At 62.9% G+C, this 12,900-nt stretch carries 14 protein-coding genes and 1 tRNA gene; 14 read left to right on the top strand and 1 reads right to left on the bottom strand.

Features of this window, described 5'->3' with window-relative positions; all coding sequences use genetic code 11:
- Positions 1-31 precede the first annotated feature (31 nt).
- Positions 32-163 carry a hypothetical protein gene (locus tag PXJ20_RS17570; RefSeq protein ID WP_421030601.1) on the top strand — a complete coding sequence of 44 codons (132 nt, stop codon included), beginning with the start codon at positions 32-34 and terminating at the stop codon, positions 161-163.
- A gap of 27 nt (positions 164-190) precedes the next feature.
- Here the strand turns inward: PXJ20_RS17570 and PXJ20_RS17565 are convergent, their stop codons facing one another.
- On the bottom strand, positions 191-721 hold the full coding sequence (locus PXJ20_RS17565; RefSeq protein WP_199543934.1) for a hypothetical protein: 531 nt from the start codon (positions 719-721) through the stop codon (positions 191-193).
- 248 nt (positions 722-969) lie between these two features.
- Between PXJ20_RS17565 and PXJ20_RS17560 the strand changes: the two genes are divergently transcribed.
- From PXJ20_RS17560 to nuoF, 13 genes are all read left to right on the top strand, one after another.
- Entirely contained in the window at positions 970-2,238 is a 1,269-nt protein-coding gene (locus PXJ20_RS17560; RefSeq protein ID WP_421030997.1) for a branched-chain amino acid ABC transporter substrate-binding protein, read from the top strand.
- 108 nt (positions 2,239-2,346) lie between these two features.
- Complete coding sequence (gene rpsO, locus PXJ20_RS17555; RefSeq protein WP_017774401.1) at positions 2,347-2,616, top strand: 30S ribosomal protein S15; 270 nt, start codon at positions 2,347-2,349, stop codon at positions 2,614-2,616.
- 310 nt (positions 2,617-2,926) lie between these two features.
- Positions 2,927-5,077, top strand: a complete 2,151-nt coding sequence (gene pnp / locus PXJ20_RS17550) for a polyribonucleotide nucleotidyltransferase (RefSeq protein WP_126878508.1) — start codon at positions 2,927-2,929, stop codon at positions 5,075-5,077.
- A gap of 154 nt (positions 5,078-5,231) precedes the next feature.
- Entirely contained in the window at positions 5,232-6,245 is a 1,014-nt protein-coding gene (locus PXJ20_RS17545; RefSeq protein ID WP_017774403.1) for an NAD(P)H-quinone oxidoreductase, read from the top strand.
- Between the two features lie 113 nt (positions 6,246-6,358).
- Entirely contained in the window at positions 6,359-7,144 is a 786-nt protein-coding gene (gene tpiA / locus PXJ20_RS17540) for a triose-phosphate isomerase (protein WP_421030602.1), read from the top strand.
- 92 nt (positions 7,145-7,236) lie between these two features.
- Positions 7,237-7,614 (top strand): preprotein translocase subunit SecG, encoded by a 378-nt coding sequence (gene secG, locus PXJ20_RS17535; RefSeq protein WP_017774405.1) that lies wholly within the window; start codon positions 7,237-7,239, stop codon positions 7,612-7,614.
- 113 nt (positions 7,615-7,727) lie between these two features.
- Positions 7,728-7,812, top strand: a tRNA-Leu gene (locus PXJ20_RS17530).
- Between the two features lie 156 nt (positions 7,813-7,968).
- Complete coding sequence (locus PXJ20_RS17525) at positions 7,969-8,328, top strand: NADH-quinone oxidoreductase subunit A (protein ID WP_017774406.1); 360 nt, start codon at positions 7,969-7,971, stop codon at positions 8,326-8,328.
- Positions 8,329-8,390: 62 nt separating this feature from the next.
- Positions 8,391-8,870 carry a NuoB/complex I 20 kDa subunit family protein gene (locus PXJ20_RS17520; protein WP_006052903.1) on the top strand — a complete coding sequence of 160 codons (480 nt, stop codon included), beginning with the start codon at positions 8,391-8,393 and terminating at the stop codon, positions 8,868-8,870.
- 21 nt (positions 8,871-8,891) lie between these two features.
- Positions 8,892-9,494, top strand: a complete 603-nt coding sequence (locus tag PXJ20_RS17515; RefSeq protein ID WP_017774407.1) for an NADH-quinone oxidoreductase subunit C — start codon at positions 8,892-8,894, stop codon at positions 9,492-9,494.
- A gap of 9 nt (positions 9,495-9,503) precedes the next feature.
- Entirely contained in the window at positions 9,504-10,757 is a 1,254-nt protein-coding gene (locus tag PXJ20_RS17510) for an NADH-quinone oxidoreductase subunit D (protein WP_126878512.1), read from the top strand.
- A gap of 143 nt (positions 10,758-10,900) precedes the next feature.
- Positions 10,901-11,386, top strand: coding sequence for an NADH-quinone oxidoreductase subunit NuoE (gene nuoE / locus PXJ20_RS17505; protein WP_017774409.1), 486 nt, complete (start codon positions 10,901-10,903; stop codon positions 11,384-11,386).
- A complete protein-coding gene (gene nuoF / locus PXJ20_RS17500; protein WP_017774410.1) occupies positions 11,383-12,711 on the top strand; it encodes an NADH-quinone oxidoreductase subunit NuoF in 1,329 nt (442 codons plus the stop codon). The genes nuoE and nuoF overlap by 4 nt, the downstream gene beginning before the upstream one ends.
- Positions 12,712-12,900 lie beyond the last annotated feature (189 nt).

Below are 12,900 nucleotides of genomic sequence, written 5' to 3'. Positions count from 1 at the left end.
GAAGTGACTCCACGTTGAGCGGGAGCGCTGTTTGACCATTACAAAACGCTTTCTATCAGAAAAAATTCAGACAAAATCCGAAAAAAATCGGTTTCATGCCGGGCGAATAAAAAATGCCGCCCGGTGGGCGGCATTTGGCGGTGTGGTGAAAGACAGCGGGTGACGCGGTGAAGGGCGCGCCGTGCAGGTGTCAGAACAGATTACGGCGGTCAGGATCGTGGAGCGGATCCGGCGTCTTCTGCGTGAGGCGCAGTGTGCCGTTGTCGTCGAAGTAGAAGCTGTAGAGCATGTACCAGACGTTGTCTTCCAGGTAGCGATAGGTCCACACCTCGCGCTTCATCAGCGGGAAATACGACGTTTCCACCGGCCGGCCAAAATTCACGAGCACGTCGGCGCGGGTCCACTTGCCGATCTCGGCGCGATAGAACTCGTTGGGTTGCAGGACCTGGCGCACGCTCACGATCTTGCCCGAGGCGTCGATGTCCGCCGCGGTGGTCGTTTCGCCCATCGGCTGGGTCGGCCACATCAGGCGGTGTCCGCCATTCGGGAGATCGTAGACTTCGCGCGGCGCGCCCAGTCGTGCAACGATCGTCGACTGGTCCGCCCCCGGCTGCACCTGCTGCCAGGGCTGCGCGCAACCCGCGAGCGTCAGTGCGCCGAAGCAGGCGGCAAGCGCTGCAAGCAAGGTGCGCGGTCGCGCGGTGGTCGTTGAAATACGCATGAAAGCCTCCGGGAGCATGGGCAGAACGTGTGGCGTCGAACCTCGTCATTTTGACACGGGCCCCGTCAGAGGGGCGGTGGCGCGGGCGGTCCGGACGTGCCGCCGCCGTACTTGCCGCTCGCCTGCCTGCGGCCTATGATCCGCGCTTCCAAGGCTTTCCGGGAGTTGCGATGAGGTACGGTGGGGCAGGGTCGAGTGTGGCGCCGAGGGCGGCACTGAAGGTGGCACTGAAGGTGGCGGTCGCTGCGATGACGCTCGTTGCATCGCTGGCAACGTGGCCGGGCGTCACCGCAGAGGCGGCAACGCCGGTGCCGGGAGCCAGCCATGCCGGTGAGCCGATCCGCCTTGCCCTGATCGAAGGCATGTCGGGTCCGTTCGCAAATGCCGGCGCGGCCGTGGAGCGCAATCTCCGGTTCGGCGTCGAGCGCGTGAACGCACGCGGCGGCGTGCAATTGGCCGACGGCACTCATCCGCTCGAACTCGTCGTGCTGGACAGCAAGGGCAGTGCCGAGGCCGCGCTCGTCCAGCTGCGCGCGGCGGCCGACCGGCACATCGGCTTCATCCTGCAGGGCAACAGCTCGGCGGTGGCGGCCGCGCTCCTCGATGCCATCGAGAAGCAGAACAGCCGCAATCCCGACAATCGCGAGCTGTTTCTCAACTACTCCGCCGACGACCCCGCGCTCACGAACGCCAATTGCAGCTTCTGGCACTTCCGTTTCGACGCCCACGCCGGCATGCGCATGGACGCGCTCGCCGACGTGATCGCGCGTGACGCCTCCGTGAAGAAGGTGTACCTGCTGAATCAGGACTACAGCTTCGGCCACGACGTGAGCGCGCTTGCCCGAACCGCGCTGGCGTCGAAGCGGCCCGACATCGCGGTGGTGGGCGACGAGTTCCACGCGATTGGCCGCATCAAGGATTTTTCGCCCTATATCGCCAAGATTCGCGCGAGCGGCGCGGATGCCGTCGTGACAGGCAACTGGGGCAACGATCTGACGCTGCTCGTGAAAGCGGCGCGCGAACAGGGCTTCGACGCGAAGTTCTATACGTTCTACGGCAACAGTCTCGGTGCACCGGCGGCCTTGGGCGATGCCGGCGTCGGACGCGTATTTGCGGTTGCGGACTGGCATCCGAATGCAGGCGGTGCGCAGTCGGATGTCTGGTACGCGGCGTTTCGCGCGCGTTATCCCAACGCCGCCGACGACTACCCCGTGCTGCGCATGAGCCTGCTTGTCGAGATGCTGGCCGACGCGATGGGGCGAGCCCGTTCCGCCGATCCGGCGGCCGTGGCGCGCGCGCTGGAAGGCATGAAGTTCGACAACGGCTTTCACGCCGAATGGATGCGCGCTGAGGATCATCAGCTGATCCAGCCCCTTTACGTGATGGCCATGGAGAAAGCCGGTGTGCCGGGCGTGCGCTACGACAACGAGGGCTCGGGCTACGGTTTTCGCACGGTGCTGGCACTGCCCGCACAGCGTACTGTGCCGCCCACCACGTGCCAGATGAAGCGTCCATGATTGGGGTTTCGGTTTGGCGCGGTCGCTGTGCTACAATATCGCCCTTGCTGTAACCCCCACGGCACGGCCTTTCTTCCGTGACCGCCCGTTCGATTCAAAGGAAATCAAATGTCTGTAGCAGATATCAAGAAGTCCGACGTAGTCGCGCAATTCGCGCGTGGCACCAACGACACGGGTTCGCCCGAAGTTCAGGTGGCGCTTCTCACGTCCCGTATCAACGAACTCACCGTTCACTTCAAGTCCCACGCGAAGGATCACCACAGCCGCCGCGGCCTGCTGCGCATGGTGAGCCGCCGCCGCAAGCTGCTCGACTACCTGAAGGGCAAGGACGCTGATCGTTACCGCGCGCTGATCGAAAAGCTTGGTCTGCGCAAGTAACCGGACGGTTTTTCAACAAGATGCCTGTGTCAGTCAGCTGATGCAGGCATTTTGTTTTTGAACGGTGCGCTTCATGTGCTGCGCACCGGCAGGCCACTGGGTAGCACCAGGCAGTACGCCTCGATGACCGGGCTTTCTGGGTAGAGCTTTGTGTCATTCCAGCGGTTCATGCGATCGCGGTTCGCCCGCCTCGCGCGAACGTGATCCGCTGGAATGGCATAACACTCCTCTAGCCATGCGGTGCCGGTCCTCGCGTAGCCGCGCCCGAGGGTGCGCGGTATAACAACGAACGAGTCAAGGAGTGACTTCTATGTCCATGTTCAACAAAGTCGTGAAGGAATTCAAATGGGGCCAGCATAACGTTCGCCTCGAAACGGGTGAAATCGCCCGTCAGGCGAGCGGCGCCGTCCTCGTCGACGTCGAAGATACGGTCGTGCTCGCGACCGTGGTCGGCGCGAAGTCGGCCAAGCCCGGCCAGGATTTCTTCCCGCTCACCGTCGACTACATCGAGAAAACGTATTCGGCCGGCAAGATTCCCGGCGGCTTCTTCCGCCGCGAAGGCCGTCCCTCGGAAGGCGAAACGCTCATTTCGCGCCTGATCGACCGTCCGCTGCGCCCGCTTTTCCCTGAAGGCTTCTACAACGAAGTGCAGGTCGTCATTCACGTGTTGTCGGTGAATCCGGACATTCCGTCGGACATCCCGGCCCTGATCGGCGCATCGGCTGCACTCGCGGTGTCGGGCCTGCCGTTCAACGGCCCGGTGGGCGCCGCGCGGGTTGCGTACATCAACAACGAATACGTGCTGAACCCCACGCGCGCGCAGATCAAGGAATCGCGCCTCGACCTCGTCGTGGCGGGTACGGAGCGCGCCGTGCTGATGGTGGAATCCGAAGCGGACCAACTGCCGGAAGACGTGATGCTGGGCGCAGTCGTGTTCGGCCACGAGCAGATGCAAACCGCGATCGACGCGATTCACGAACTCGTGCGCGAAGGCGGCAAGCCGGAGTGGAACTGGCAGCCGGCACCGAAGAACGAGCCGCTGATCGCGCGCGTGACGGAACTCGCGCTGGCCGACCTGCAGGCGGCCTACCAGATTCGCGAAAAGCAGGCCCGCTCGGCGAAGGTCAAGGAAATCTACTCGGCCGTGACGGCGAAGCTGGCGGAAGACGCCGTGACGTCGGCTGGCGAAGCGCCGGATGCCGCGACTGTCGGCAACATCCTGTTCGACCTGGAAGCGAAGATCGTTCGCGGCCAGATCCTGAACGGCGAACCGCGCATCGACGGCCGCGATACGCGCACCGTGCGTCCGATCGAAATCCGCACCGGCGTGCTGCCGCGTACGCACGGCTCGGCGCTCTTCACGCGCGGCGAAACGCAGGCGCTCGTGGTGGCGACGCTCGGCACGAAGGGTGACGAGCAGATCATCGACGCGCTCGAAGGCGAGTACCGCGACCGCTTCATGCTCCACTACAACATGCCGCCGTTCGCGACCGGCGAAACCGGCCGGGTGGGCTCGCCGAAGCGCCGCGAAATCGGCCACGGCCGTCTTGCCAAGCGCGCGCTCGTCGCGTGCCTGCCGAGCGCCGAAGAGTTCGGCTACTCGATTCGTGTGGTGTCCGAAATCACGGAATCGAATGGTTCGTCGTCGATGGCTTCGGTGTGCGGCGGCTGTCTCGCACTGATGGACGCCGGCGTGCCGATGAAGGCGCACGTCGCGGGCATCGCGATGGGGCTGATCCTCGAAGACAACAAGTTCGCGGTGCTGAGCGACATTCTCGGCGACGAGGACCACCTGGGCGACATGGACTTCAAGGTGGCCGGTACGGCCGACGGCGTGACCGCGCTGCAGATGGACATCAAGATCCAGGGCATCACGAAGGAAATCATGCAGGTCGCGCTCGCGCAGGCGAAGGAAGGCCGCATGCACATCCTCGGCAAGATGACGGCCGCGGTGTCGGGTGCGAACACGGAACTGTCGGCGTTCGCGCCGCGCATGATCACCGTGAAGATCAACCCGGAGAAGATCCGCGACGTGATCGGCAAGGGCGGTTCGGTGATCCGCGCGCTGACCGAAGAAACCGGCACGACCATCGACATCTCCGACGACGGCGTCGTGACGATTGCGAGCACGAGCAGCGAAGGCATGGCCGAAGCGAAGCGCCGCATCGAAGCGATCACGGCGGAAGTCGAGGTCGGTCAGATCTACGAGGGCACGATTCTCAAGCTGCTGGACTTCGGCGCGATCGTGAACCTGCTGCCGGGCAAGGACGGCCTGCTGCACATCTCGGAAATTGCCAACGAGCGCATCAAGGACATCAACGACTATCTGAAGGAAGGCCAGGTCGTGAAGGTCAAGGTCATCCAGACGGACGAGAAGGGTCGCGTGCGCCTGTCGGCCAAGGCGTTGCTCAACGACTCGCCCTCCGGCGCGCCGCAGGGCGAGCCGGCTCCGCAGCAGTAACGCGGTAGCATGACGACGGCCGGCAGCGCGCAAGCGTGCCGGCCGTTTTTCTTGATGGCACGCGAAACGCGAGCGCGGATCGCGCTGCATGCAACGTTAATCCAGGGCATGCTGTCTGCCGTTTGCAGTGCAATCCAGACTCAGGGGAACGCGGATGAAAGCGATCGAAATTACGGAGTTCGGCGCGCCTGACGTGCTCAAGCTTGCCGAGCGGCCCATGCCGGAACCCAAGGCCGGTGAGGTCTTGATCAAGGTGGCGGCTTCGGGCGTGAACCGTCCGGACGTCTTCCAGCGCAAGGGCGCTTATGCGCCGCCGCCCGGCGCTTCGGACTTGCCGGGCCTGGAGGTGGCGGGTGTGATCGCCGGCGGCACGATCGATCCCAAACGCAATCCGTTCGGCCTGAAGGAAGGTGACCGCGTATGCGCACTGCTCGCGGGCGGCGGTTATGCCGAGTACGCCGCGGTGCCGCTCCAGCAATGTCTGCCGGTGCCGGGCGCACTGTCGGACGTCGAGGCCGCGTCTTTGCCCGAGACGTTCTTCACGGTGTGGAGCAATGTCTTCATGCGCGCGCAACTGGGCGCGGGCGAGGGCGGTGCGAACGAGACGCTGCTCGTTCAGGGCGGCTCGAGCGGCATCGGCGTGACGGCCATCCAGATTGCGCACGCGCTGGGCTTTCGCGTCTTCGCGACGGCGGGTTCCGAAGACAAGTGCCGCGCATGCGAGCAACTGGGTGCCGAGCGCGCCATCAACTACCGGACCGAAGACTTCGTCGAAGTACTCAAGTCGCTCACGAACGATCGTGGCGTCGACGTGATTCTCGACATGGTGGGCGGGAGCTACATTCCGCGCGAGCTTTCGGCACTCGCGGATGGCGGACGCATCGTGCTGATCGCCATGCTCGGCGGCGCGAAGGCGGAAGTTAACCTCAACGAAATCCTGCGGCGTCGGCTGACCATCACCGGCTCGACGCTGCGCCCGCGTCCCGTGGAGTTCAAGGCGCAAGTGGCTGCGCAACTGAAGGAGCGCGTGTGGCCGCTGATCGACGAGGGTCGCATCAAGCCGGTCGTCTACCGTGTGTTCGAGGCCGCGCGTGCGGCCGAGGCGCATGCGCTCATGGAGAGCAGCGAGCACATCGGCAAGATCGTGCTGAACTGGCAGGGGGCTTGACATGTGCGGTTTGACCGGCTTGGCGGTCGCACAGTAAAATTGCGCGTTTTTGCTTTCGCTGCCCCGGCAACGGACCGCGGGCAGCCCGCGACACGAGAGGACACGACGAGACGATGTCGAAACAACGAGCGAAACTGGTAGTCGGTAACTGGAAGATGCACGGTCGCCTCGAAGCGAACGCCACGTTGCTGCAGGCGATCGCAAAGCGGGCCGCAGCGCTTCCCGCCGATGTCCGCGTTGGTGTTTGCGTGCCGTTTCCGTATCTCGCGCAGGTGCAGTCCCTGCTCGAGGGCAGCTGCGTCGCGTGGGGCGTGCAGGACGTGTCGGCCAACGCGCAAGGCGCCTACACCGGCGAAGTGGCTGCCGAGATGGCGCGCGAATTTGGCGCGTCGTTCGCGATCGTCGGGCATTCGGAGCGCCGTGCATATCACTACGAAAGCGCGGAACTCGTGGCGGTCAAAACGCAGCGCGCGCTCGAGGCGGGTTTGACCCCAATCGTGTGTGTGGGCGAAACGCTCGAGCAGCGTGAAGCCGGGACCACTGAGCAGGTGGTGGACGTGCAGCTTGGCGAAGTGCTCGCAAAGCTCTCGTCCGACGAGGCGGCGCGAATCGTCGTGGCCTATGAGCCGGTGTGGGCGATTGGTACCGGGCGCAGCGCTACGGCGGCGCAGGCTCAGCAGGTGCACGCGTTCCTGCGCGCGCAGCTGGCGGCGAAAGGCGCCACCGTGGCGGACGTGCCGCTGCTGTATGGCGGTAGCGTGAAGCCCGACAACGCGGAAGAGTTGTTCCGCGAAAGCGATATCGATGGTGGCTTGATCGGCGGCGCTTCGCTCAAGGAGGCCGATTTCATCGCGATCTGCGAGGCCGCTGCCGCGGCGAGCGCCGCTCAGGCTTCGTAAGGCGTTTCGGTTGCCGCAGCATCGCGGCACCCATGCTTCCATGCGCGTGACGGCTTGATGTCACCGCTTTAACAGAACCTCAGGTGAGTGTAATGCTGTATTTGAAGACGTTGATCATTGTCGTCCAGCTGCTGTCGGCGCTTGGCGTTATCGGCCTCGTGCTGCTACAACACGGCAAGGGTGCGGACATGGGCGCCGCGTTCGGCAGCGGCGCGTCGGGCAGTCTGTTCGGTGCAAGCGGTTCCGCGAATTTCCTTTCGCGTACAACCGCCGTGCTTGCAACAGTCTTTTTCGTATCGACGCTGGCGCTTACTTATCTCGGCTCGTATCATTCGAAGCCTTCAGCGGGTGTGTTGGGCGCTGCAACAAATGCGCCTGCGGTTGCCTCCGCTGCGTCGGTTGTTGCGCCGGCTTCGTTGCCTGCCGCGGCTTCGGCTGCATCGACTCCGGGCCAGGACGTGCCGAAATAAATTTTCGACAGACCCGCTTTGATGCGTTGAACAATCTGTTTAGACAGGTTAGAATTCAAGTCTTGAAGCGATTCGCGGGTTTCAACAAGTTGTTTTCCCGGATTGCATACAGTGCCGACGTGGTGAAATTGGTAGACACGCTATCTTGAGGGGGTAGTGGCGAAAGCTGTGCGAGTTCGAGTCTCGCCGTCGGCACCAATGTTATCTAATGCCAGCCGCTGCTTCGCTTCGGCTGGCATTTTTACTTCTGGCGTCGTATTTGTTCGTTTGGCGGCGTCCGTCAAGCTTCTGAAGTAATATGCCGCGGGCCGCACAGCGCTCGCGGAATCCAGAACCAACCGATTGAGGATAGTCTTGAACCTCGCAGCCTATTTCCCCGTCTTGTTGTTCCTCCTTGTGGGCACCGGTTTGGGTATAGCGCTGGTCAGCATTGGCAAGATTCTTGGTCCCAACCGGCCTGACGCCGACAAGAACGCGCCGTACGAGTGCGGCTTCGAAGCTTTCGAAGACGCCCGCATGAAATTCGATGTGCGGTACTACCTCGTGGCCATCCTCTTCATCATCTTCGATCTCGAGACCGCATTCATGTTCCCGTGGGGCGTTGCCCTGCGCGACATCGGCTGGCCGGGCTTCATCGCGATGATGATTTTTCTGCTCGAATTCCTGCTGGGCTTCGCCTATATCTGGAAGAAAGGCGGCCTCGACTGGGAGTAACGGGTTAATTGCCGGTTTGCATGGGTGGCAGCGCCATGCCGCCCGCCTGGAGTGGAAAGCAAATGAGTATCGAAGGGGTCTTGAAGGAAGGGTTTGTCACCACCACGGCTGACAAGCTGATCAACTGGACGCGCACTGGCTCGCTGTGGCCGATGACGTTCGGTCTTGCATGTTGCGCGGTAGAGATGATGCATGCGGGCGCAGCCCGCTACGACCTCGACCGCTTTGGCGTGGTGTTTCGCCCGAGCCCGCGTCAGTCGGACGTGATGATCGTAGCCGGTACGCTGTGCAACAAGATGGCACCGGCTCTGCGCAAGGTGTACGACCAGATGGCCGAGCCGCGCTGGGTCATCTCGATGGGCTCGTGTGCCAACGGTGGCGGCTATTATCACTATTCGTATTCGGTGGTGCGTGGCTGCGATCGCATCGTACCTGTCGACGTGTACGTGCCGGGCTGTCCGCCCACGGCCGAAGCCCTGGTCTACGGGGTGATCCAGCTGCAGGCGAAGATCCGCCGCACCAACACCATCGCCCGTCAATAAGGCCTGAGCCTCCCCCACAATATGGCAAGCAAACTCGAGACCCTGAAAGCGAACCTCGAGGCGGCCTTTGGCGGCCGCCTCGTGAGCATTACCGAGGCGATCGGCGAGCTGACGATCGTCGTGAAAGCAGGCGAATACCTCGACGTGGCGAAGCAGCTGCGCGACGATCCGAAGCTGCGTTTCGAACAACTGATCGATCTGTGCGGCGTCGACTATCAGGCGTACGGCGACGGTGCCTACGAGGGCCCGCGTTTTGCAGCCGTGCTGCATCTGCTCTCGGTGACGAACAACTGGCGTCTGCGCGTGCGCGTGTTCGCACCGGACGACGAAGTCCCCATTGTCCCCTCCGTCGTGGATATCTGGAACTCGGTCAACTGGTACGAGCGCGAAGCGTTCGACCTTTACGGCATTGTGTTCGAGGGCCATCCTGACCTGCGCCGCATCCTCACCGACTATGGCTTCATCGGCCACCCGTTCCGCAAGGACTTCCCGGTTTCCGGCTTTGTCGAAATGCGCTACGACCCGGAAGAGAAGCGCGTCGTCTACCAGCCGGTGACGATCGAGCCGCGCGAAATCACGCCGCGCGTGATCCGCGAGGATCGCTATGGCGGTCTGAAACACTAAGAGGGTGCCATGGCAGAAATCAAAAACTACACGCTCAATTTCGGCCCGCAGCACCCGGCAGCGCACGGTGTGCTGCGCCTCGTGCTCGAGCTCGATGGTGAAGTGATCCAGCGTGCCGATCCGCACATCGGCCTTCTGCATCGCGCGACCGAAAAGCTCGCCGAAAGCAAGACGTTCATTCAGTCCGTTCCGTACATGGACCGTCTCGACTACGTGTCGATGATGGTCAACGAGCACGGCTACGTGATGGCGATCGAAAAGCTGCTCGGCATCGACGTGCCGGTTCGCGCCCAATACATTCGCGTGCTGTTCGACGAAATCACGCGCGTGTTGAACCACCTGATGTGGATCGGCGCGCACGCGCTCGACGTGGGCGCGATGGCGGTGTTTCTCTACGCGTTCCGCGAGCGTGAAGACCTGATGGACGTGTACGAAGCCGTGTCCGGCGCACGGATGCACGCGGCGTACTATCGTCCTGGCGGCGTCTATCGCGACCTGCCGGATGCGATGCCGCAATACAAGGCGTCGAAGATCCGCAACGAGAAGGCGCTCGCCAGAATGAACGAAGCGCGCCAGGGTTCGGTGCTCGACTTCATCGACGATTTCTTCACCCGCTTCCCCAACTGCGTCGACGAATACGAAACGCTGCTCACCGATAACCGCATCTGGAAGCAGCGTCTTGTCGGCATCGGTGTGGTGAGTCCCGAGCGCGCCCTGCAGATGGGTCTCACGGGTCCGATGATCCGCGGCTCCGGTATCGAATGGGATCTGCGCAAGAAGCAGCCGTACGAGGTGTATGACCGCCTCGACTTCGACATCCCGGTCGGCGTGAACGGTGACTGCTACGACCGCTACCTGGTACGCGTCGAGGAAATGCGCCAGTCCACCCGCATTGCGAAACAGTGCATTGAATGGCTGCGCAAGAATCCGGGTCCGGTGATGACCGACAATCACAAGGTTGCGCCGCCGTCGCGCGTGAACATGAAGTCGAACATGGAAGAGCTGATTCACCACTTCAAGCTCTTCACGGAAGGCTTCCACGTGCCGGAAGGCGAGGCCTACGCCGCCGTCGAGCATCCGAAGGGCGAGTTCGGCATCTATCTCGTCTCCGACGGCGCGAACAAGCCGTACCGGCTCAAGATCCGCGCTCCCGGCTACGCGCACCTGGCGGCACTCGACGAAATGGCGCGCGGCCACATGATTGCCGATGCCGTGACCATCATCGGCACGCAGGACATCGTGTTCGGGGAAATCGACCGGTAAGCGGTTTCGCAACACGGCGCGTGCCTCGGGGCAGAAGCAGTCCGGCGCGCGCTGCGCATCATGCAAGGAACGCCACGTCTGTCGCAGCAAGCGGTTCGCGACAGGTTTTCGTTCGGTAGGAATTGAAAGAGTCGTGTCTGAAAATGATCTCAGCTGAAGGCCTGAAAGAAATCGATCGCTCGATCGCGAAATATCCCGCCGACCAGAAGCAGTCCGCGGTGATGGCGGCGCTGGCCGTCGCGCAGGAAGAGCACGGCTGGCTGTCGCCCGAACTCATGCAGTTCGTCGCCGACTATCTGGGCATGCCGGCGATCGCCGTGCAGGAGGTCGCGACCTTCTACACGATGTACGAGACGAAGCCCGTCGGCAAATACAAGATCACGCTCTGCACGAACCTGCCGTGCCAGCTGGGCCCGGACGGCGGCTCGGAGAGCGCGGCCGAATACCTGAAGCAGAAGCTCGGCATCGACTTTGGCGAAACCACGCCGGACGGCAAGTTCACCCTGAAAGAGGGCGAGTGCATGGGCTCGTGCGGTGACGCGCCCGTGATGCTTGTGAACAACCATCGCATGTGCAGCTTCATGAGCCGCGAGAAGATCGACCAGCTGCTCGAGGAACTTTCGAAATGACGTCTTTGCACGATCGGCACATCAAGCCGCTGATTCTCGCCGGGCTGAACGGCGACAACTGGCATCTCGAAGACTACGTTGCGCGCGGCGGTTACAAGCAGCTGCGCCGTATTCTCGAAGAGAAGATTCCGCCCGAGCAGGTCATTGCGGACGTGAAGGCGTCGGGTCTACGCGGCCGCGGCGGTGCGGGTTTCCCGACCGGCCTCAAGTGGAGCTTCATGCCGCGTCAGTTTCCCGGCCAGAAGTATCTCGTCTGCAACTCGGACGAAGGCGAACCGGGCACGTTCAAGGATCGCGACATCCTGCGCTGGAATCCGCATTCGCTGATCGAGGGCATGGCCATCGGCGCGTACGCGATGGGCATTACCGTGGGCTACAACTACATCCACGGCGAGATCTGGGAAGTCTACAAGCGCTTCGAAGAGGCGCTGGAAGAAGCGCGCCGCGCGGGCTTTCTCGGCAAGAACATCCTGGGGACGGACTTCTCGTTCGACCTCTTCGCGCACCACGGTTACGGCGCGTACATCTGCGGCGAAGAAACGGCGCTGCTCGAGTCGCTGGAAGGCAAGAAGGGCCAGCCGCGCTTCAAGCCGCCGTTCCCGGCGAGCTTCGGCGTGTACGGCAAGCCGACCACGATCAACAACACCGAAACGTTCGCGGCCGTGCCGTTCCTGCTGGCCATCGGTCCGCAGAATTACCTCGAACTCGGCAAGCCCAACAACGGTGGTACGAAGATCTTCTCGGTGTCCGGCGACGTCGAACGTCCTGGCAACTACGAAGTGCCGCTCGGCACCCCGTTTGCCACGCTGATGGAGCTTGCGGGCGGCATGCGCGGCGGCAAGAAGATCAAGGCGGTGATTCCGGGCGGCTCGTCGGCGCCGGTGATCCCGGGTGACATCATGATGCAAACCGACCTCGACTACGATTCGATCGCGAAGGCCGGTTCGATGCTCGGCTCGGGCGCCGTGATCGTGATGGACGAGACGCGCTGCATGGTGCGCTCGCTGCTGCGTCTGTCGTACTTCTATTACGAAGAGTCGTGCGGTCAATGCACGCCGTGCCGCGAAGGCACGGGCTGGCTCTACCGCGTGGTGCACCGTATCGAGCATGGTCTTGGCCGCAAGGAAGATCTGGATCTCCTGAACTCCGTGGCGGAAAACATCATGGGCCGTACGATCTGCGCGCTCGGCGATGCAGCCGCCATGCCGGTGCGCGGCATGCTCAAGCACTACTGGGACGAATTCGAATATCACGTGGCCAACAAGCGTTGCCTCGTTGGCGGTCATGCCGGTGCACCGGCGGCGCCGGAGACGGTGGCTGCGTAAGCGGTGTTCCTGAGGCCGCCGCGAAGCGAGCGGTCGGCAGGAGCGGGCCAGTGAGCAGCCGGCGGGAACAGCAACGAATGCAACGCGCGCAGCAGACACGGCCAGCGCGCCACACCGCGAATTCATCGCTGCAGCAGGCGATGGACGGGGCGAACGATTGAGCGGTAACAGGTTAAGGATGATTGACCA

Origin of the sequence: Paraburkholderia sp. A1RI_3L (genome assembly GCF_048957895.1) — a bacterium.
GTDB lineage: Bacteria > Pseudomonadota > Gammaproteobacteria > Burkholderiales > Burkholderiaceae > Paraburkholderia > Paraburkholderia kururiensis.
The sequence above is the reverse complement of the archived record's forward strand: the minus strand, read 5'-3'. Positions and strand labels throughout refer to the sequence as shown.